The organism is Sphingomicrobium aquimarinum (assembly GCF_039655735.1).
GTDB classification, from domain to species: Bacteria; Pseudomonadota; Alphaproteobacteria; order Sphingomonadales; family Sphingomonadaceae; genus Sphingomicrobium; species Sphingomicrobium aquimarinum.
Genome location: NZ_JBBYXH010000002.1, coordinates 688,477 through 707,646, shown reverse-complemented (window position 1 = coordinate 707,646; position 19,170 = coordinate 688,477). Strand labels below are relative to the sequence as shown.

20 protein-coding genes and 1 pseudogene are annotated in these 19,170 nt (G+C 63.3%); 2 read left to right on the top strand and 19 right to left on the bottom strand.

The annotated features are described in order from the left end of the window. Positions 1–7: 7 nt before the first annotated feature. The 18 genes from WJS89_RS09620 to pyk all read right to left on the bottom strand — a co-directional run bounded on the left by WJS89_RS09620 (position 8) and on the right by pyk (position 17,792). A complete protein-coding gene (locus WJS89_RS09620; protein ID WP_346340716.1) occupies positions 8–835 on the bottom strand; it encodes a universal stress protein in 828 nt (275 codons plus the stop codon). Beyond that, the gene (fghA, locus tag WJS89_RS09615) at positions 836–1,684 is read right to left on the bottom strand and encodes an S-formylglutathione hydrolase (RefSeq protein ID WP_346340715.1); all 849 of its coding nucleotides are present in this window, start codon (positions 1,682–1,684) and stop codon (positions 836–838) included. After that, positions 1,681–2,067 carry a VOC family protein gene (locus WJS89_RS09610; RefSeq protein WP_346340714.1) on the bottom strand — a complete coding sequence of 129 codons (387 nt, stop codon included), beginning with the start codon at positions 2,065–2,067 and terminating at the stop codon, positions 1,681–1,683. The genes fghA and WJS89_RS09610 overlap by 4 nt, the downstream gene beginning before the upstream one ends. Positions 2,068–2,082: 15 nt before the next feature. Next, positions 2,083–3,186: an S-(hydroxymethyl)glutathione dehydrogenase/class III alcohol dehydrogenase gene (locus WJS89_RS09605; protein ID WP_346340713.1), complete on the bottom strand. Its 1,104-nt coding sequence runs from the start codon at positions 3,184–3,186 to the stop codon at positions 2,083–2,085. Continuing rightward, positions 3,183–4,658, bottom strand: a complete 1,476-nt coding sequence (putP, locus tag WJS89_RS09600) for a sodium/proline symporter PutP (protein ID WP_346340712.1) — start codon at positions 4,656–4,658, stop codon at positions 3,183–3,185. The genes WJS89_RS09605 and putP overlap by 4 nt, the downstream gene beginning before the upstream one ends. A 139-nt stretch (positions 4,659–4,797) precedes the next feature. Continuing rightward, positions 4,798–5,862, bottom strand: coding sequence for a sensor histidine kinase (locus tag WJS89_RS09595; RefSeq protein ID WP_346340711.1), 1,065 nt, complete (start codon positions 5,860–5,862; stop codon positions 4,798–4,800). Between the two features lie 102 nt (positions 5,863–5,964). Beyond that, the gene (locus WJS89_RS09590; RefSeq protein WP_346340710.1) at positions 5,965–7,998 is read right to left on the bottom strand and encodes an acetyl-CoA carboxylase biotin carboxylase subunit; all 2,034 of its coding nucleotides are present in this window, start codon (positions 7,996–7,998) and stop codon (positions 5,965–5,967) included. 283 nt (positions 7,999–8,281) lie between these two features. Further along, positions 8,282–10,414 carry a methylmalonyl-CoA mutase gene (scpA, locus tag WJS89_RS09585; protein ID WP_346340709.1) on the bottom strand — a complete coding sequence of 711 codons (2,133 nt, stop codon included), beginning with the start codon at positions 10,412–10,414 and terminating at the stop codon, positions 8,282–8,284. Positions 10,415–10,455: 41 nt separating this feature from the next. Then, entirely contained in the window at positions 10,456–11,049 is a 594-nt protein-coding gene (locus WJS89_RS09580; protein ID WP_346341203.1) for a sensor histidine kinase, read from the bottom strand. After that, entirely contained in the window at positions 10,940–11,554 is a 615-nt protein-coding gene (locus tag WJS89_RS09575) for a nitrogen regulation protein NR(II) (protein WP_346340708.1), read from the bottom strand. The genes WJS89_RS09580 and WJS89_RS09575 overlap by 110 nt, the downstream gene beginning before the upstream one ends. Position 11,555: 1 nt before the next feature. Beyond that, the gene (locus WJS89_RS09570; protein WP_346341202.1) at positions 11,556–12,074 is read right to left on the bottom strand and encodes a methanogen output domain 1-containing protein; all 519 of its coding nucleotides are present in this window, start codon (positions 12,072–12,074) and stop codon (positions 11,556–11,558) included. 81 nt (positions 12,075–12,155) lie between these two features. Then, positions 12,156–12,404 (bottom strand): hypothetical protein, encoded by a 249-nt coding sequence (locus tag WJS89_RS09565; RefSeq protein WP_346340707.1) that lies wholly within the window; start codon positions 12,402–12,404, stop codon positions 12,156–12,158. Continuing rightward, a complete protein-coding gene (locus WJS89_RS09560; RefSeq protein WP_346340706.1) occupies positions 12,401–12,652 on the bottom strand; it encodes a hypothetical protein in 252 nt (83 codons plus the stop codon). The genes WJS89_RS09565 and WJS89_RS09560 overlap by 4 nt, the downstream gene beginning before the upstream one ends. 4 nt (positions 12,653–12,656) lie before the next feature. Continuing rightward, positions 12,657–13,076: a methylmalonyl-CoA epimerase gene (gene mce, locus WJS89_RS09555; protein WP_346340705.1), complete on the bottom strand. Its 420-nt coding sequence runs from the start codon at positions 13,074–13,076 to the stop codon at positions 12,657–12,659. After that, on the bottom strand, positions 13,073–13,423 hold the full coding sequence (locus WJS89_RS09550) for a hypothetical protein (protein ID WP_346340704.1): 351 nt from the start codon (positions 13,421–13,423) through the stop codon (positions 13,073–13,075). The genes mce and WJS89_RS09550 overlap by 4 nt, the downstream gene beginning before the upstream one ends. Before the next feature lie 88 nt (positions 13,424–13,511). Next, entirely contained in the window at positions 13,512–14,996 is a 1,485-nt protein-coding gene (locus tag WJS89_RS09545; RefSeq protein WP_346341201.1) for an acyl-CoA carboxylase subunit beta, read from the bottom strand. 99 nt (positions 14,997–15,095) lie between these two features. After that, positions 15,096–16,253 carry a hypothetical protein gene (locus WJS89_RS09540; protein ID WP_346340703.1) on the bottom strand — a complete coding sequence of 386 codons (1,158 nt, stop codon included), beginning with the start codon at positions 16,251–16,253 and terminating at the stop codon, positions 15,096–15,098. A gap of 66 nt (positions 16,254–16,319) precedes the next feature. Further along, positions 16,320–17,792 (bottom strand): pyruvate kinase, encoded by a 1,473-nt coding sequence (pyk, locus tag WJS89_RS09535; protein ID WP_346340702.1) that lies wholly within the window; start codon positions 17,790–17,792, stop codon positions 16,320–16,322. A gap of 131 nt (positions 17,793–17,923) precedes the next feature. Between pyk and WJS89_RS09530 the strand changes: the two are divergent. After that, positions 17,924–18,055: pseudogene (locus WJS89_RS09530) on the top strand (GapR family DNA-binding domain-containing protein); the annotation flags it as partial. An 89-nt stretch (positions 18,056–18,144) separates the two neighbouring features. Continuing rightward, positions 18,145–18,408, top strand: a complete 264-nt coding sequence (locus tag WJS89_RS09525; protein ID WP_346340701.1) for a DUF2312 domain-containing protein — start codon at positions 18,145–18,147, stop codon at positions 18,406–18,408. On the opposite strand, the gene WJS89_RS09520 is transcribed toward WJS89_RS09525, so the two are convergent. Beyond that, on the bottom strand, positions 18,405–19,157 hold the full coding sequence (locus WJS89_RS09520) for a hypothetical protein (protein ID WP_346340700.1): 753 nt from the start codon (positions 19,155–19,157) through the stop codon (positions 18,405–18,407). The two genes, WJS89_RS09525 and WJS89_RS09520, sit on opposite strands and share 4 nt — an antisense overlap. Positions 19,158–19,170 lie beyond the last annotated feature (13 nt).

Sequence of the window (19,170 nt, the reverse complement as noted above, 5' to 3'; positions counted from 1 at the left end):
CGGCGCCCTAGTGGGCCATCAGAAGCGCGACCGGACACCCCTTCAGCATCGTGCGCGTCAGTCCCCCGAAAATGCGCTGGCCGAGGCGACTTTGCGTATAGCCGCCCATCGCGATCAGGCCCGCCTGCTTCTGTTCGGCAAAGTCGAGCAGCGCGGTCGATGTCTTGCCGTCGATTTCGGCGATTCGCGAATATTCGGCATGGACGCCGTTGCGCGAGAGATACTGCATCACGCGCGTCAGCGGATACATGCCCGGCTCGACCTCGCGCGCGCCTTCCGACACCCGCACGACATGCACCGCGCGCGTCTTCTGCAGGAAAAAGATCCCGTCCCGCACCGCATTGGCGGCCTCGAAACTGCCGTCCCAGGCGATGATGGCGGGGGCGGTCGGGTCGAACTCGCTCTGCTCGTCGCCGCGGATGAAGATCGGCACCTGAAGCGAGATCAGGAGGTCGCCCAGCATGGTGATGGCGCTGCTGTCGCTCGCACCGAGGCGGCTCTTGCGCCCCGCCACGATCATGTCGGCAAAGGCCGCATACCGGGCCAGCGCCGAGGTGCTCGAGCCCGTGACCCGCTCGAAATCATAGTCGACGCCGCTCTTGCGCAGCATCTCGCGAACGCGCGTTTCGAGCTGGTCCTCCGACGCGGCGAATTCGCGCGCTCCCGAGCGATCGGCGTCGATCCCGCCGAAACTCTCGAACGAGGCGAGCGTCTCTTCGGCGGTGACGTGAAGCGCGTCGATGTGCGCGTTGCACGCCCGCGCGATCGAAATCGCATTGTCGACACGGGCCTCGACGCGCGGGTCGGCCTGAACGTGGAGAAGCAGCGTTTTCATCTAGTCGCCTTTCAGTCGCTCGGCGTGCCAGTCGACATGGTCGCCGAGGAAGCTCGATATGAAATAATAGCTATGGTCATAGCCGGGTTGCCGCCGAAGGTTTAGCGCGATCGACGAACCGCCACACGCCGCCTCCAATGCCTCGGGCTTGAGCTGCTCGTGCAGGAACGGATCCTCGGTGCCGACATCGACGAGAATTTCCGACCGCTTTGCCCCGTCCTCGATGAGCGCGACCGCATCGTAGGCCCGCCAGTCGGCCTCGTCCTCGCCCAGGTAGAGCTCGAACGCCTTTTTCCCCCACGGCACCGCCGCAGGGTTGGCGATCGGAGCAAGCGCGGAGACGCTGCGATACCGACCCGGGTGCCGCAACCCCGCGACCAGCGCACCATGCCCACCCATCGAATGCCCCGTGATTGCCTGCCGCTTCATGTCGAGCGGGAACTGCTCGGCGACCAGCGCGGGGAGTTCCTCGGTGACATAGGACCACATCTTGTAGTTGGCGGCGTAGGGTTTCTCCGTCGCATCGACATAGAATCCTGCGCCCAGGCCGAAATCATAATCGCCGTTGCTATCGTCGGGCACGCCCTCGCCGCGCGGGCTGGTGTCGGGCGCGATGAAGGCGATGCCGTGCCGGGCGCAGGCTTCGCGAAATTCGCCTTTTTCGGTGACGTTGGCGTGGGTGCAGGTCAGCCCCGACAGATACCACAGCACCGGTAACCGCGTGCCGTCATGGTGCGGCGGAAGATAAACCGAGAAGGTCATCTCGGTCCCGGTGACGGCGCTGTCGTGCTTGTAGACGCCTTGCCAGCCACCGTGGCTCTTCCAGCAGTCGATCCGCTCGAAACTCATTGCTTGGGCACGCGGTAAAGACCGCACAGCTTGTTGCCCGCAGGATCGCGCATATAGGCGAGATAGAGTTCGCCGAACGGGTTTTGACGGATACCCGGCGGATCCTCGATCGCCTTCCCGCCCGCGCCGATGCCGGCCTCGTGCCAGGCATCGACCATCTGGGGGCTGTCGCACGCGAAGCCGATCGTCATGCCGTTGCCGCAACTGGCCGCCTCTCCGTCGATCGGCTTGGTCAGCATGAAAACGGCACCCTTGTGGATCCAGCTCGTGCGCCCCTTGTCGTCGGTCATCCCGGGTTTGCCGCCGATCGCACCGAACAATGCATCGTAGAAGAAACGGGACGTATCGAGGTCGTCGGCGCCGACCATCACATGACTGAACATAGTGCTTCTCCTGAACTAGTAGACGACGACGCTGCGGATCGACTTGCCCTCGTGCATGAGGTCGAAGCCCTTGTTGATTTCCTCGAGCGTGAGCTTGTGGGTGATCATCGGGTCGATGGCGATCTTGCCGTCCATGTACCAGTTGACGATCTTGGGAACGTCGGTCCGTCCTTTCGCGCCGCCAAACGCGGTGCCGCGCCAGTTGCGTCCCGTGACGAGCTGGAAGGGCCGCGTCTCGATGGTCTTGCCGGCTTCCGCGACGCCGATGATGATGCTGGTGCCCCAACCCTTGTGGCAGCATTCGAGCGCCTGCCGCATGACGTCGGTGTTGCCGGTGCAGTCGAAGCTGAAGTCCGCCCCGCCATCGAGCATGTTGACGATCTTCTCGACGACGTCGCCGTCGCGTGCGTCGATGAAATCGGTCATGCCGAACTTTTCGCCCCATTCGGCCTTGTCGGCATTGAGGTCGACACCGACGATGCGGTCGGCGCCTGCCATCCGCGCGCCCTGGATGACGTTCAGCCCGATCCCGCCTAGTCCGAAGACGACGACATTGTCTCCCGGTCGCACGTCGGCGGTATTGACGACCGCGCCGACTCCGGTGGTGACCCCGCATCCGATGTAGCAACTCGTCTCGAACGGCGCGTCCTCACGGATCTTCGCGACCGCGATCTCGGGCAGCACGGTGAAGTTCGAAAAGGTCGAACAGCCCATGTAGTGGTAGAGCGTCTCGCCCTTGTAGCGAAAACGGCTGGTTCCGTCGGGCATCAGCCCCTTGCCCTGCGTGTCGCGGATCGCGCTGCACAGGTTGGTCTTGCCCGACAGGCACATTTTGCACTGGCGACACTCGGGCGTGTAGAGCGGGATGACATGGTCGTCGGGTTTCACCGACGTCACGCCCGTGCCCACCTCGCGCACGATTCCGCACCCTTCGTGGCCGAGGATCGAGGGGAAGATGCCCTCGCTGTCATGCCCCTCGAGCGTATAGGCGTCGGTATGGCAGATGCCCGTCGCCATGATCTCGACGAGCACTTCACCCGCCTTTGGCCCCTCGACGTCGATCTCGACGATCTCCAACGGCTTGTTCACCTCGAACGCAACGGCGGCGCGGCTTTTCACGATGCATGGACTCCTTCGTCTGCGGTGTTTGGAATGCTCGAGGCGGTCGCCTTGCTGACCAGCCAGATGGCGGCCCAGGCGGCGGCGAACCCCGGAACGATCTCGTAAAGCGCGCTTCCCAGCCCCGCTGCGATCCAGACGATGACGACGAGCGCGCCGGTCACCAGTCCCGCCAGGGCACCCGCGCCCGTCATATTCTTCCACGTCAGCGAAAGGATGATCAGCGGCCCGAAGGCGGCACCGAAGCCCGCCCAGGCGTTGGACACCAGCCCCAGCACTTCGCTGTCGGGATCGGACGCGATCAGGATCGCGGCCACTGCCACCAGCGCCACGCACACCCGCCCGACGTTCACGCTCTCGCGCTCGGACGCATTCTTGCGGAAGAACAATTTGTAGAAATCCTCGGTCAGCGAGGAGGACGCCACCAGCAGTTGCGAGGAGATGGTCGACATGATCGCTGCCAGCAAGGCGGCCAGCAGAAATCCCGTCACCAACGGGTGGAACAGGAGGTTGGCAAGCACGATGAAGATCGTCTCGGGATCGTCCACCACAAGGCCGTTCCGCTCGACGAAGGCGCGCCCCGCGATGCCGATTCCGATCGACCCCAGGAGCGCGACCCCCATCCAGATCATGCCGATATTGCGTGCCGGCCGGACCTTCTCGACCGTATCGATCGCCATGAAGCGCACGATGATGTGCGGCTGGCCGAAATAGCCCAGTCCCCATGCCATCAGGCTGATGAAGCCCACCAGCGTCAACCCGTTGGTGACGTCGAGGAAGCCCTCGACCGGCACCTCGCTCAAGGAACCGCCCGCGCTTCCGCCGGGCCCGAACAGCACCACCAGCGGCATGACGACCAGCGCCGTGACCATGATCAGACCCTGCACGAAGTCGGTCAGGCTCACCGCGAGAAAGCCGCCGACCATGGTATAGGCCAGCACGACCAGCGCCGTGATCCAGATGCCGGTCATATAGTCGGAAAGACCGAGGCCCGGGAGCAGCCCGGCGAAGCTCGTTTCGAACAACTTGCCGCCACCGACCAGCCCCGCCGCGGTATAGACCGCGAAGAAGACGACAATGATAAAGGCGCTGACGACCCGCAGCGCGACCGCCTTGTCGGGAAAGCGGTTGGCGAGATATTCGGGAATGGTGAGCGCATTGCCCAATCGCTCGGTCTGCGCGCGCAGCCTCGGCGCCACGATGATCCAGTTGGCGAGCGCGCCCAGGAACAGACCGATGCCGATCCACGCCTCCACGAGCCCCGCCGCATAGAGCGCGCCCGGAAGCCCCAAGAGCAGCCAGCCCGACATGTCCGACGCCCCCGCCGACAGCGCCGCGACCGCAGGCGGAAGGTTGCGCCCCGCGAGCAGATAGCCCTCGCTCGTATCGGTCGATTTCTTCCATGCCCAAAGCCCGATGCCGATCATCAGGACGAAATAGGCGGCGAGCGAAATATAAGTGCCTGTCTCCATGCGCGCGGAAGCTAGGGATGATGATGCGGCGCGTAAACCCGATGCGGTTTACATGAGGTGAGGTGCGGTCGCGGAAACTCGCCAGCCGCTGGCAACGAAGGGCCCGACGACGAAGGTCGCCCGCTCGTCAATACCGCGACTAGCGCGGCAGCGGCATGTGCATGGTGGCCCGGTACCAGTCCGCCCCCTGTTCGGTCTCGAACGAGCCGCGGAACAGGCGAAGCACCTGGGTCATCAGGTCGCGCCCGCGCCCACCCGAAGGCAATCCCAGCGAGGGTGCGGCGATGGCGGCATCGAAATCGTCCCGCCATACGAGGTCGAGCGCGCCGTCCTGAAGCGCACAATCGAGCGTCACCTTGCCGCCGCGTCCCAACGATCCATGCTTGAAACTGTTGTTCGCCAGTTCTCCGATTACGAGCGTGAAGGCACGGGCGCGCTGTTCGTCGAGTTCGACCGCGCGACACTCGACCGTGAGATCGATCTCGTGCTCGTCGCTGTAGGTATGTAGCGTATGGTCGATCAGCTCGCCAAGCGTCATCGCGCCCGCCGATTCCACCAGCTTGCCTTGCAATTGAGCGAGCGCCCCCAGCCGTTCCGCCGCCGATCGGGCAAAGTCGGCATGTTCCGGCGCGCCCCGCGCCAGCGTCAGCAACAAGGACGACGCGATCGTATAGGCATTCATCAGCCGGTGCCGCATCTCGCCCGAGATCGCCTCGAGGACCTCTTCGCGCTGCTTGCGCTCGGAAATGTCCTGACTGGTCGAAAGAAGAGCGCGAACCTTGCCGTCGGGGTCGCGGATCGGCGAGACGGTCACCTGCCACCAGCGATCCTCGCCCTTGGCGGTCGGGCATTCGGCCTCGAACCGCGCAAGGTTGCCACCCATCGCGGTCTCGACCGCCGAATCGATCGCCCCGCGCGAGGCTTCCGGCCAGAGCTCCGACCAAGCCATGCCCTTGACCGTCTCGAAATCGTCGATCTGCATCGCCTGGCGGCCGTTGCAGCTCATGAACTGGAGGCGACCCTCCTCGTCGATGATCTTGATGCAATCGTCACTCTGGTCGAGCAGCCCCATCAGCATCGCCGAGAGAGGCAGCCCGCTCTTGTGCAGGGTATCCGCGTCCTGCCCGCGTCCCGGAGCGGAGAGGTCGGGCATGCCAAGGTCGCAGACCGTCCCGCTTTGCTCGTTTTCTGACAATTGATTCATCACCGGCCCCTCGCAGCGCCCCGAACGGAATTGATCAATTATGGACGAGACCCAGCTACGTCAATGAAATGCGGTCATTTTTTATCGACCCGCCGTGCCGCCTCACTCGAACTCGACGATGACCTCGTCGACTGCAAGGCTCGCGCCTTCCTCGACCGGCGTCAGCTTGATCGTCGCGGCTTTCTCGGCGCGCAGGATGTTCTCCATCTTCATCGCCTCGACCACTGCCAAAGGCTGACCCGCCTCCACTTTCTCGCCGACCGCAACGTGCAGCTTGGTGAGCAGCCCCGGCATCGGCGCCATCAGGAAACGCGACAGGTCAGGCGCGACCTTTTCGGGCATGTGGCGCATGAGTTCTGCGACCGTTCGCGTCACCATGCGCGCATGATGGCTCTTGCCGCGCGTCGTCAGCTTGAACCCGCGCCCGTTGTGCGCGATCCGCACCACGCGGTGCCGCCCGTCGCAGTCCGCCGCCAGCAACGTCTGCCCCGGCGCATAGTCCGCGATCACGTCGACCGCATCGCCTGTCCCGAGCTCCGTCGAGGGGTCCCCGACATGCACCAGCGTCCCGCCCTCGTAGGGCTCGACCGTGATGTCGTGGCGCTCCTCGCCGAGAAAGAGGACCTGTTCTGCCGACGGCAGCGCCGGGTCGCCCAATTGCCCGTCGATGAGGCTCATCCGCGTTTCGTGCACCATTGCCACGACCGCCGCCACCGCGACCAGATCGCGCTTCAGTTCCTCATCCGCCGGCGCGCCTTCGAAGCCCTCGGGGTATTCCTCCTCGATGAACTTGGTCGTCAGTTCGCCAGAACGGAACCGCTCGTGCTGCAACAGCGCCGAGAGAAAATCGACATTGTCCGCCAGCCCTTCAAGTTCGAACGCGTCGAGCGCGCCTACCGCCAAGTCGATCGCGCCCTCGCGCGTGTCCGCATGGGTGATGAGCTTGGCGATCATCGGGTCGTAGAACATCGACACTTCGCCGCCCTCGCGCACACCGTCGTCGACGCGCACCACCCCATGCTCTTCGTCGCGCATTTCTGCTGGGGGCGAATAGGTCGTCAGCCGGCCCGTCGAGGGCAGGAAGCCGCGATAGGGATCCTCGGCATAGACGCGCGCCTCGATCGCCCAGCCGTCGTAGGTGATATCCTCCTGCGCAAACGGCAGCTTCTCGCCATAGGCCACGCGGATCATCTGCTCGACAAGGTCGATCCCGGTGATCTCCTCGGTCACCGGATGCTCGACCTGGAGGCGGGTGTTCATTTCGAGGAAGTAGAAACTCTCGCCCGTCTTGTCGGCGCCCGACACGATCAACTCGACGGTGCCTGCCGAATGATAATCCACCGCCCGCGCCAGCGCGACCGCCTGCTCGCCCATCGCCTTGCGCATTTCGGGCGTGACGAAGGGCGAGGGCGCCTCCTCGATCACCTTCTGGTGACGCCGCTGGATCGAGCATTCGCGCTCGCCCAGATAGACGATATTGCCGTGCTTATCGCCCAGCACCTGGATTTCGATGTGGCGCGGATCCTCGATGAATTTCTCGATGAACACACGGTCGTCGCCGAAGCTCGAGAGCCCCTCGCGCTTGGTCGCCTCGAACCCGTCGCGCACGTCCTGCTCGCTATAGGCCAGCCGCATCCCCTTGCCGCCGCCCCCCGCCGACGCCTTCATCATGACGGGATAGCCGATGTCGCCGGCGATCTTCACCGCTTCCTCGGTATCGGCGATCTCGCCGAGATAGCCCGGCACCACGTTGACGCCCGCGTCCCGCGCGAGCTTCTTGGATTCGATCTTGTCGCCCATCGCCGCGATCGCAGGCCCCGGCGGCCCGATAAAGGCGATCCCCGCTTCATCGAGCGCATTGGCGAAGCTCTCGCGCTCGGACAGGAAGCCGTACCCCGGATGCACCGCCTCGGCGCCCGTATCCTTGCACGCCTGAATGATCTTCTCGGCGACGAGATAGCTTTCCGCCGCCGCCGCCGGTCCGATGTTCACCGCTTCGTCCGCCATGGCGACATGCGGCGCATGCGCGTCAGCGTCCGAATAGACCGCGACCGTCGCGATCCCCATGCGCTTGGCGGTCCGCATCACACGGCAGGCGATTTCGCCGCGATTGGCGATCAGGATTTTCTTGAACATCTATCCATCCGTTTCTTGATTTCTCGCTCGCCGAAAGACCTTCCAGCTCAGCCAGTAGATCAGCCCAGCGATGAGAATGACCCCGAGGGGAGTAAGCGCAGCCAGGATAGCTCCGAATAAGTTGGGGCCCTCCGTGTCGCAACTGATGTCGGGCGCAAAGCCGCACGGCGCTCCTAGCGAGGCGACGAAGAAAAACAACGTCAGAAGGACGAAGACGATGGTCCAACAGACGAAGATCGCGTCACGAATCATGCGGTGTTCGATTCCGTAGCGTCATCGCACCTTACTCCGCCGCTTCCTCATCACTCGTTGGCGGCATATTGTGTCCCAGCAGGCTCAGCACCTGCCCCGCCGCATCGGCGAGGTTAGTGCCGGGCCCAAAGATCGCCTGCACGCCCTTATCACGTAGAAAAGCATAATCCTGTTGCGGAATGACACCGCCCGCGATGACCTTGATGTCGCCGCGGCCTTCGTCCTTTAGATGCTGGATGAGTTCGGGAATGAGGCTCTTGTGTCCCGCCGCCAGGCTGCTCGCGCCGACCACATCGACATTTTCGTCGATCGCCATGCGCGCCGCCTCCTTGGGCGTCTGGAACAGCGGCCCCGCGACGATATCGAAACCCAGATCGCCGAACGCCGAACTGACGAGATTCGCGCCGCGATCATGCCCGTCCTGTCCCATCTTGGCGACGAACATCTTGGGCTTGCGGCCCAGCCGCGAGGTCACCGCGCCCGTCCCCTCGACGGCCGCCGCCCACGCCGCATCGCTGCGCTGCCCATAGATGCCACTGACGGGGGTGGGACTGGTATCGTAGCGCCCGAAGACATTCTCGAGCGCGAGGCTGATTTCGCCCAAGGTCGCGCGCGCCCGGGCTGCCTCGACCGACAGGCGCAAGAGGTTGCCACCACCCCGCGCACCTTCCTCCAGCGCTTTCAGCGCCTTCGTCACCGCAGCATCGTCGCGCTTCGCCCGCACCTCGTTGATCCGCTCGATCTGCGAGCGTCGCACCTTGGCATTGTCGATATCGAGAATGTCGATCTCGGGTTCTTCGTCGAGCTTGTAGCGGTTCACCCCGACGATCACGGTCTCGCCCGTGTCGACGCTCGCCGCGCGCTGCGCCGCCGCTTCCTCGATCCGCCGCTTTGGCAAACCCTCGGCGACCGCCTTGGTCATCCCGCCCGCAGCCTCGACCTCGTCGATCAGCGCCTTGGCCTTGTCGACCAGTTCGGCCGTCAGTGCCTCGATATAGTAGGACCCGCCAAGCGGGTCGGCGACCGAGGTGATCCCGCTTTCCTCGGCGAGGATCAGCTGCGTGTTACGCGCGATACGGGCCGAGAAATCGGTCGGCAGTGCGATCGCCTCGTCGAAGCTGTTGGTGTGCAGGCTCTGCGTCCCGCCGAGTGTCGCCGCCATCGCCTCGATCGTGGTGCGCACGATATTGTTGTAGGGGTCCTGCTCGGTCAGCGACACGCCCGACGTCTGGCAGTGCGTCCGCAGCAGCTTGGACTTTTCGTTCGTCGCCCCAAGCCCCTCCATCAGCTCGGCCCACAAGGTCCGCGCCGCCCGCAGCTTCGCGATTTCCATGAAGAAGTTCATGCCGATGCCGAAGAAGAAGCTCAGCCGCGGCGCGAAGCTGTCGAGGTCGAGCCCCGTTTCCATCGCGGTGCGCGCATATTCGACCCCGTCGGCGAGCGTATAGGCCAGTTCCTGCACCGCCGTCGCGCCCGCCTCGTGCATATGATAGCCCGAGATGGAAATGCTGTTGAAGCGCGGCATTTCCTCGCTGGTGTAGGCGATGATGTCCGACACGATCCGCATGCTGGGCGCCGGCGGATAAATGTAGGTGTTGCGGACCATGAACTCCTTGAGAATGTCGTTCTGGATGGTCCCAGAAAGCTGGGCGTGCTCGACCCCCTGCTCCTCGCCCGCGACGATGTAGAAGGCCATGATCGGCAGCACCGCGCCGTTCATCGTCATGCTAACCGACATTTCGTCCAGCGGAATGCCGTCGAACAGCAGCTTCATGTCCTCGACCGTATCGATCGCGACCCCCGCCTTGCCGACATCACCGATCACGCGCTCGTGATCGCTATCGTAGCCGCGATGGGTGGCCAGATCGAAGGCGACCGACAGCCCTTTCTGCCCCGCCTTCAGGTTGCGGCGATAAAAAGCGTTCGATTCCTCCGCGGTCGAGAAGCCCGCATATTGGCGGATCGTCCACGGCCGCCCCGCATACATGGTGGCATAGGGCCCGCGCGTATAGGGCGCGACGCCCGGAAAGCCGGGGTCGTCCTGAGGCGCATCCTCCGGCCCATAAACGGTCTTGAGCCTGATCCCCTCGGGCGTCTCGACCGTAAGGTCCTTGCCCCGGGCTTCCTTGGCGGCCTTCTCGGCCCATTCCTCTTGGCTGGTCATGGCCGCCGTCCTAGCCGGAGCGGCGGGCGATTGCCAATCGTTCAGCTTTCCGTGTCCGGCATACCGAGCGTGACCTCTACCGGTTCACGACGCTCTTGTTGACGATAGGGGAAGACGAAGGTCCATTTCGTCCCTTCCTCGTCGCTGTGACGATCGAGCTTTCCGCCGATCTGTTTGGCCAGCGCCTGAATGATTTGGCTGCCCGATCCCGTCTGCCCGCCGTCGACGATCCCGCGCCCGTTGTCGGCGACGCGTACTTCGAGCTTGTCTTCGCCATTCTTCTGGAGCGCGACATGCACGCGTCCGTCGCGATCGTCGGGGAAAGCATGTTTGAGCGTGTTGGTGATCAGTTCGTTGATCATCAGCGAGAGCGGTGTCGCATCGCGCACGTGCAGCTTCACGTCGAGCAGCTCGTTTTCGATCCTGATGTTGTCGCGCGTCAACGATCCGTCGAGCTGCGTACACAACTCCTCGATCAGCGCGCCAGCCTGCACCCAGTCGATCTCCCCCGCCCGATCAAGCAGCTCATGCACTGCGCGAATGGCGTGGATCCGGCCTTCGAGCATCTCGAGCGCCTCGATCGTTTCCTCGCCCTTGGCCGACCGGCGACGCAGGTGGACGAGCGAGTTGAGCAAGGCGAGATTGTTCTTCACGCGATGAATGAGTTCGCTGTGGAGGCTGCTCGCTCTCCAGCGCGTCTTCCAGTTTGCCCTGAAGCGTCTTGCGCTGGGCGAGTTCGGCATTGAGGTCGCGGACCAGTTTGCGCAGCTGTGTGAACCCTGCGTCGCGCTCCCGGTCGGCGATCAGCATCAGCAATGTCGTCCCGTCGTCCGAGGACCGCAGCCCGCGCGCGCGAAACTTCATTTCCATGCCGGCATATTGCCCGCCGCGCGACGTCAGGTTCATGGGGACCAGGGTGGAGCTCTGGGCTGCATTGCGCATCCGTCCCTGCCACAATCCGTCGGGCGGTTTCAGGATGTCGTCCAAAGCCCCATGCTCGTCGACGTCCAGGCCGAATGTCTCGATCGCCGCCCGGTTGGCGTAGCGTATCTTTCCGGCCGGGCCGACGAGCAGAATCTCCTGCGCCATCGCCGCGAGGACGTCCCCGCAGAAATTCTGAGATTGGCCCCCGTCGCGCATGTCAGCTCCCGGGTTCTTCGATCCGATAGAATTCCTGCGCCACATCTTCCTTCCCGTCGGCGGGAAGGAGGTGGATGACAATGTGACACCCATCGTCGCCCTTGGCGATCGTGTCGACGAGATCGACCCGTGCATAGCCAAGCTGGTTCGCGGTGATCCGCCCGAACACGTTCGAGGTCATTTGACACAGTGATTCGCGTCCCGCCGCGAGCTTGCCGAAGGGACAGTCGTTATTGCCAAGGACGATCCGCTCCTCGGACACTTCCTTGACGAAGAAGTCGCCGCCAATGCGCCGCTTGAGGTCGACGAGCAGGTTGGCCAGCCCTTCGGGCGAGAAATCCTTTTTCTCGGCGGCGTCCTTATATTGCTCTTCGATCCAGTTCCCGATGTCGGACCCGACGAGCGAGACATAGCCCTCGGCCTCTTCCATGCCGATGGTTTCCTCGGGTGATCTCGCGAAGCTCCGGATCATCTGGCGGAAGAACAGGTCCCGATCCAACGGCACCTCCAGTTCACGCATCGCCACGATTGATCCCCTACTTACAAGTGCCCGGCGTTCGACCACCCCGTTGGAAATCAGTATGTTAAGCAGGCCTCGCGATCAGCGAACGCGGAGAACGAGGATGAGGTCGATCGCGATGAAGGCCAGCAGGATCGCAAGAGCAGCGTGCACCGCGACCAGCGCCGCGAACTTCGGCGACCCCAATTCCTCACGTGTCTTGCGGGTCTTGTAGAGCGGCACCACGCCGTCGCGCAGCGCGGCGCGGACTCGCCACAGCGAGACGATCGCCAGCACGCCCGCGATGATGCCGACCAGCATTTCCTCGGGCCGCCCCTCGCCGAAGCTCATGCCACGTCCACGAGGATCGCGATCGTCGCGACGACGAAGAAGGCCGCCATCGCCAGATCGACGCCGAGCGCCAGCGCGAAGCCGCGCTCGCCCCGCGCCACCGCCGCGTCCGGCCATACGGTCAGCGGAAAGCGCGCCACGCCCTCGCGCAGCGCCACGATCGAGGCGCGCACGAACAGGGTCGCCAGCAAGGCGCAGACCATCGCCGCCAACGGCTCCATGCCTTCGGGGATTGTCGCCCAGTCCATCGCGCTAGTGCGCCTGCTTTGGCGATTCCATGATCTCGGTCAGCACGCCCTCCATGTCCTTTGGATGGAGGAAAAAGATCGGCGTGCCGTGCGCCCCCGTCCGCGTCGGCCCGGGGATTCGCTTGCCGATGCCTTCGAAATGCGCCCGCGCTTCCTCGATATCGGGCACCTCGAAACAGACATGATGCTGCCCGCCCAGCGGGTTCTTCTCCAAAAACCGCATCACCGGCGAATTATCGCCCAGCGGCTCGATCAACTCGATCTGGCTGTTGGGCGTATCGACGAAACAGACCTTCACCCCCTGCGCGGGCAGGTCGAACGGTTCGACGGTGACGGTGGCGCCCATGACGCTCTCGTAATGCGCGATGCTGTCCGCGATCGAGCGCGTCGCGATCCCGACATGGTTGAGGCGGCCTAATTTCAAATTTCCATCTCCTGCTCGATCCTGACTTCAGCCCGCTCGGCCGCGACGAAGGTCGCTCCACCAAAAGCCATCATGACCGAGGCTAGATAGACCATGAGGGCCAGGTGGCGCCACCCAATCCGCTTTCGCACGAAGGCGACGACGGGATCGATAAAAAGCAAGGCGGCAACCGCGACGAAGACCCAGCCGACAATCCGCATGTCGGAGGGCATTTCGGGCGAAGGTTCCACGTAGGTCTTCGTCAGAAAGGCGTCGCTATATGGATCGAAGCCGAGCGCTTTTCGCCACGCAAGGATCACAAGTATCATGAGCGCAACGGCGAATAGGAACCGCATGACTCTCAGCATAGATCGCGCGGCTTTATTCACGTGAAGAACCCAAACTCAAAATGCGAGAGTGAGCCGTCGCGACAAGTCCAGACGACCAGGATGAACCCTACAGCGGAATATTGTCGTGCTTCTTCCACGGATTTTCCAGCGCCTTGTCGCGGAGCTTTCGAAGGCTCACCGCCACCCGCCGACGCGTCGAATGCGGCATGATCACGTCGTCGATGAAGCCCTTGCTCGCAGCCACGAAGGGGTTGGCGAAGCGGTCTTCATATTCCTTCGTTTTCTCCGCGATCTTCTCGGGGTCGTCGCGGTCCTTGCGGAAGATGATCTCGACCGCGCCCTTGGCGCCCATCACGGCGATTTCGGCGCTCGGCCAGGCATAGTTGACGTCGCCGCGCAGATGCTTGGAGGCCATTACGTCATAGGCGCCGCCATAGGCCTTGCGCGTGATGACGGTGATCTTGGGAACGGTCGCCTCGGCATAGGCGAACAGCAGCTTTGCGCCATGCTTGATGATGCCGTTTTGCTCCTGCCCCACGCCCGGAAGGAAGCCCGGCACGTCGACGAAGGTCAGGATCGGGATCTCGAATGCATCGCAGAAGCGCACGAAGCGCGCGGCCTTCTTCGATGAATTGATGTCGAGCACGCCCGCGAGCACCATCGGCTGGTTGGCGACAACGCCGACGGTCCGCCCCTCGATGCGGATGAAACCGATGAGGATATTGCCCGCATGCTTGGGTTGCAGCTCGAAGAAACGCCCCTCGTCGGCGACCTTCCTGATCACCTCGTGCATGTCGTAGGGCTGATTGGCGTTGGCGGGGATGATCTGGTCGAGCAGCGGTTCCTCGCGGTCCCACGGATCCTCCGTCGGCACTTCCGGTACGTCGTCGCGATTGGAAGCCGGCAGGTAGGAGAAGAATTCCCGCGTCGCGAGCAACGTGTCGATGTCGTTCTCGAACGCCGCATCAGCCACGCCCGATTTTTGCGTATGCGTGATCGCGCCGCCCAGCTCTTCCTGCGTGACTTCCTCGTTGGTCACCGTCTTCACGACTTCCGGCCCGGTCACGAACATGTAGCTGGTGTCCTCCACCATGAAGATGAAGTCGGTCATCGCGGGGGAATAGACCGCGCCGCCCGCGCACGGCCCCATTATGACGCTGATCTGCGGTACGACCCCGCTGGCGAGCACATTGCGCTGGAACACCTCGGCATAGCCCCCGAGGCTGGCGACGCCTTCCTGGATGCGCGCGCCGCCGGAATCATTGAGCCCGATCACCGGCGCACCGACCTTCAGCGCCGCGTCCATGATCTTGCAGATCTTCTCCGCGTGCCGCTCCGATAGCGAACCGCCCAAAACGGTGAAGTCTTGTGCGAAGACATAGGTCAGGCGGCCGTTGATGGTGCCCGATCCGGTGACGACGCCGTCGCCGGGGAAATGCACCTTGTCCATACCGAAGTCGGTGGCGTTATGCTCGACGAACATGTCGACTTCTTCGAAGCTTCCTTCGTCGAGGAGGACGCTCAACCGTTCGCGCGCGGTCAGCCGGCCCTTGGCGTGCTGCGCGTCGATGCGCTTTTGCCCGCCGCCCATGCGCGCGGCCTCGCGCCGGTCTTCCAGTTCTTCGATCGTCGTACCCAAGTCAGCCCTCCTGTGCTTGGGCGATGCGGTGGCACAGGCCGCGCGGCTCCGTCAATCGCTCCGCGGCGGCGGGGGCGGCGGGGGCGGGGGTGGCGCGGGTGGGGGCACCGTCCCGACACCGGTGCCGGGATTGCGCCCATTGAATCGCGCGAGGCTTTCGGGATTGCCGATGTTGAGCACTTCGCCCGGACAGGCCGCGCGCAACGCCTCGATCCCCACCATGCCCTTCTCGGGAATGGCATTGGGCGCCCCCCACGCCATCTCCTCGCCGATCCGCCCGCGGACGCTTCCGTCCATCCGATCAATGAGGACGAGATAGCCGTGTTGGTCGAGCGAAATGCCGGTCTCGTAATGGAAGGCCGCAACCTTCTTCGCGCCATCGCCCTGCGCCACCATCAGGCAACCGTTCTCCAGCGTCAGCCGCCCGATCCCGAGCGCTTGAAGCTGCATGAGCGTGTGCCGCTTTTCGTGCGCAAAGCCCGTGAGAAACGACGCGACGCGCGGGTCGACCGCTGGGCGCTTGGGCTCGTCGGCGAACTTAAGCACGATCGGTGGCGGCGGCGTCCCCCAACCCCGCTGCTTCGCCAGCGCGCGATAGTCGGCGGCGGTGATGCCGAGTTCGATGTCCATGGTCGGATAGACCGCGTCGAGCCCGTAGCCGAAGGGGATGCCTTCCGCGCTCCACCGCTTATTCCACGGAGCGATCAGCGCTTTGCGCTCTTCCTGACTGAACGCTCCCGACCGGGCGGAAAAACGCGTTTCGCTCGTATATTTGGCCAGCGTCTTTGCGGGGTCGCGCTTGAAGAAATAGACGTATGACCAGTCGGGATCATGCTCGAGCATCCAGTCGAGGAAATTGCCTTTCTCCTCGCGCCGCAGCCGTTCGGCGAGCGCGGCGGCCTTCCCCGACATCGCATTCTGGGCCTCCAGCCGCGCAGCCGCCTCTTCGACGGAGAGCCCGTGCGCGCGCCCGTACCAATGCTCCTCGGCTCCCCCGACCGGCGGGGCGGCGACTGCCGAGACCAGTTCGGGGTCGAAGGGGGCTTCCATGATCGTCGCATGACCCGTCGCCGAGAGAGTCGCTCCCACGGGCGCTTCGGGCATCGGCAAAAGAGCCTCCCCCGGCGGCGGACTGACGACCGGTGGCACCGCGCCTTCCGAGGGCGCGCAGGCGGCGATGGACAAGGTAAGCAGGTGAGCTAGGCGCATCGATCGGTCCTCGAAAAGTTCGCGCGCCACCAGGCACATAATGCGCTTTCGGAGGGCTGAACCGGTCTACAGCTCCAGCGAGCGCTGGTAGGTGTTCAATTCGTCGCCCGTCAGCCGCACGACATGCACGACGTTGGTGCTCCCCGATACGCCGAACGGCACGCCTGCCATCAGGACGATGCGATCGCCGCCACTCGCAATCTCGTGCCGCAGCACCATGCGCTTGGCCTTGCCGACCATCTCCTCGAAGCTCTCGACATCGCGGGTGCGAACGGCATGGGTGCCCCAGAGCAGGCCAAGCCGCCGGGCGACGTGCATCGAGGCGGTCATGACGAGGATGGGCACTGCGGGCCGCTCGCGCGCGATCCGCCGCGCGGTCGAACCCGAGGAGGTATAACAGGCCATCGCCTTGGCATCGATCGTGCGGGCGATGACGCGCGCGCTTTCGGAGAGCGCGTCGGCGGTGGTTGCATCGGGCAGCGTCTCGGTGAAGTGGACGCGGTCGCCGTAGCGCTCATCGGCCTCGACCGATTTGCCGATCCGGTCCATCATCGTCACCGCCTCGACGGGATAGTCGCCCGCCGCGCTCTCGGCCGACAGCATTACCGCATCGGCCCCGTCGTAGATGGCGTCCGCGACATCGTTCACTTCGGCGCGCGTCGGGGTCGGCGAATTGATCATGCTCTCGAGCATCTGCGTCGCGACGACCACCGGCTTGCCGTGCTGGCGCGCGGTCGCGACGATACGGTTCTGCACCGGCGGCACCGCCTCGGGCGGCAATTCGACGCCGAGGTCGCCACGTGCGACCATGACCCCGTCGGCCTCCTTGAGGATCGTATCGAGACTGTCGACCGCCTGCGGCTTCTCGATTTTGGCCATGATGGCGGTTCCGCGGTCCCCGACGAGTTCGCGCGCCTCGATCACGTCCTCGGGCCGCTGCACGAACGACAGTGCGATCCAGTCCGCCCCCTGCTCGAGCGCGAATTCGAGGTCGCTGCGATCCTTTTCGGTCAAGGCGGGAATGGGGATGAGCACGTCGGGAACGTTGACGCCCTTGCGGTCGCGGATCGTCCCGCCGACCATCACCTCGGTCACGATCCTGCCGTCCGAGACTTCGATCGCCCTCAGCCGGATCTTTCCGTCATCGACCAGTAGCGTCGAACCGTCGGTAATCGCCTCGAATAGTTCGGGATGCGGCAGGTTGACGCGATCGGCATCGCCCGCCGCCTCGTCGCGGTCCAGCGTGAACCGCGCGCCTTCCTCGAGTTCGGCCGACCCGCCGGCGAACGGCCCGACCCTGAGCTTGGGACCCTGCAGATCGAAGACGATCGTCGTCGGACGTCCGAGCTTGTCCTCCAGCCCGCGGATATGGTCGACCAGCGCTTTCTTGTCGGCCTGCTTGCCGTGGCTCATGTTGATGCGGAACGCGTCTACGCCGGAGCGCATCAGCGTCTCGATCATTTCGGGCGTGTCTGAAGCAGGTCCCAATGTCGCGAGAATTTTCACCTTGCGCCCGCGCGGTTTCATTTTCTCACTCATGCCCTTGCTCCGTAACGTTCGTTCTTCCTGCGTGGCCATAGCGCGGGGGACATTTATCGCAACCGGCTTGAGCCTTTCCGCCGCCCCCTCTATCGCACCCGCCGACCCTTTCATCCATCAGGAGAATCACCATGGCCGACGGCGCCATCGCAGCCGACCAGCTGCGCCTGTTCATCGAACGCATCGAACGTCTGGAAGAAGAGAAGAAAGCGATCGCCGACGACGTCACCGACGTCTACAAGGAAGCCAAGGCGAACGGCTACTAACCGACCCCTCCATCCGTAATTAGACAATGATTTCAGTATTTTGGCTCAGGAACGCGCGTTCTGAGCGTGTAAGGCGAAAGGATTACATGGTGCCACTGCAATTTGAAGGTGACCAAGGTAACAATACGGCGGAGGAACTTCGCCTGCTTATAGAGCGGACCGAACGCCTCGAAGAGGAGAAAAAGGCAATCGCTGATGACATCAAGGATGTCATGGCTGAAGCAAAGGCTCGTGGTTTCGATACGAAGGCTATCCGCAAGATCTTGCAAATTCGAAAGAAAGATGCGGCAGACTTTCAGCAGGAAGAGGCTGTGCTAGAGACCTACATGTCAGCGCTCGGCATGATCTAGAGGCTGGCTTGATCAACCACTTTCAAAAGCGTCTCTAATTCTTGGCGGTTCAGAAGTGGCGCTCCTAATGCTGCTGACTTCAGACGCTTGTTTTCGTATACAAGTCCGATTGGCTTCAATTGGTCGTTGTCTACAAGTCGGGATCGTATACTTCGTAGGGACTTTTTTTCGTCGGCCGAGAGATCCGACGAGAGAGCGGCTCGCTCCGAGGGATTTCCGAAAAGGATCGCTTCGAGAACATCTTCTGGGAAATGCTTTTCGATAGCCTTTTTGAGTAGCTCGTATTGCTTCGCTTTCTTCCCCGCTTCTTCGAGAGCAAATCGCAGTTCTTGCTGGTCTTCCATCGGCGTTATATTATTTACTATTTCTCGGAGACGTTTGGCACTGTTTGACGGTCGCGGACGGCGCCCCTCGCGGCGAGAGTCACGTCGGGCAGTCCAATAGTCGTAAACTGGCCCCGACTTCCGTAGGGTTGCGGCCCTTGGACCCGCCCATTCGCGTTTGCCGTCCTGGCCCTTTTCACTGTCTGATCGCAGACGAATGTAGGCTTCGATTGTCGTAGAGTGAATCTCCGTATATCTGCTTTTGAACGGATGATCCTTCGGGCCTAATCGTTGCGCAAGCTCGAAAGCTTCGCCGGTCTCAATCGCATCACAGGCCATCACCGTGTTGACTAAAGTGCGCAACATAGTCTCGCTGCGATCGAACTGATTAGCACGCCCAAATGCGGTTGCGAGCAACTCTTTCAATCTATCGTTTTTT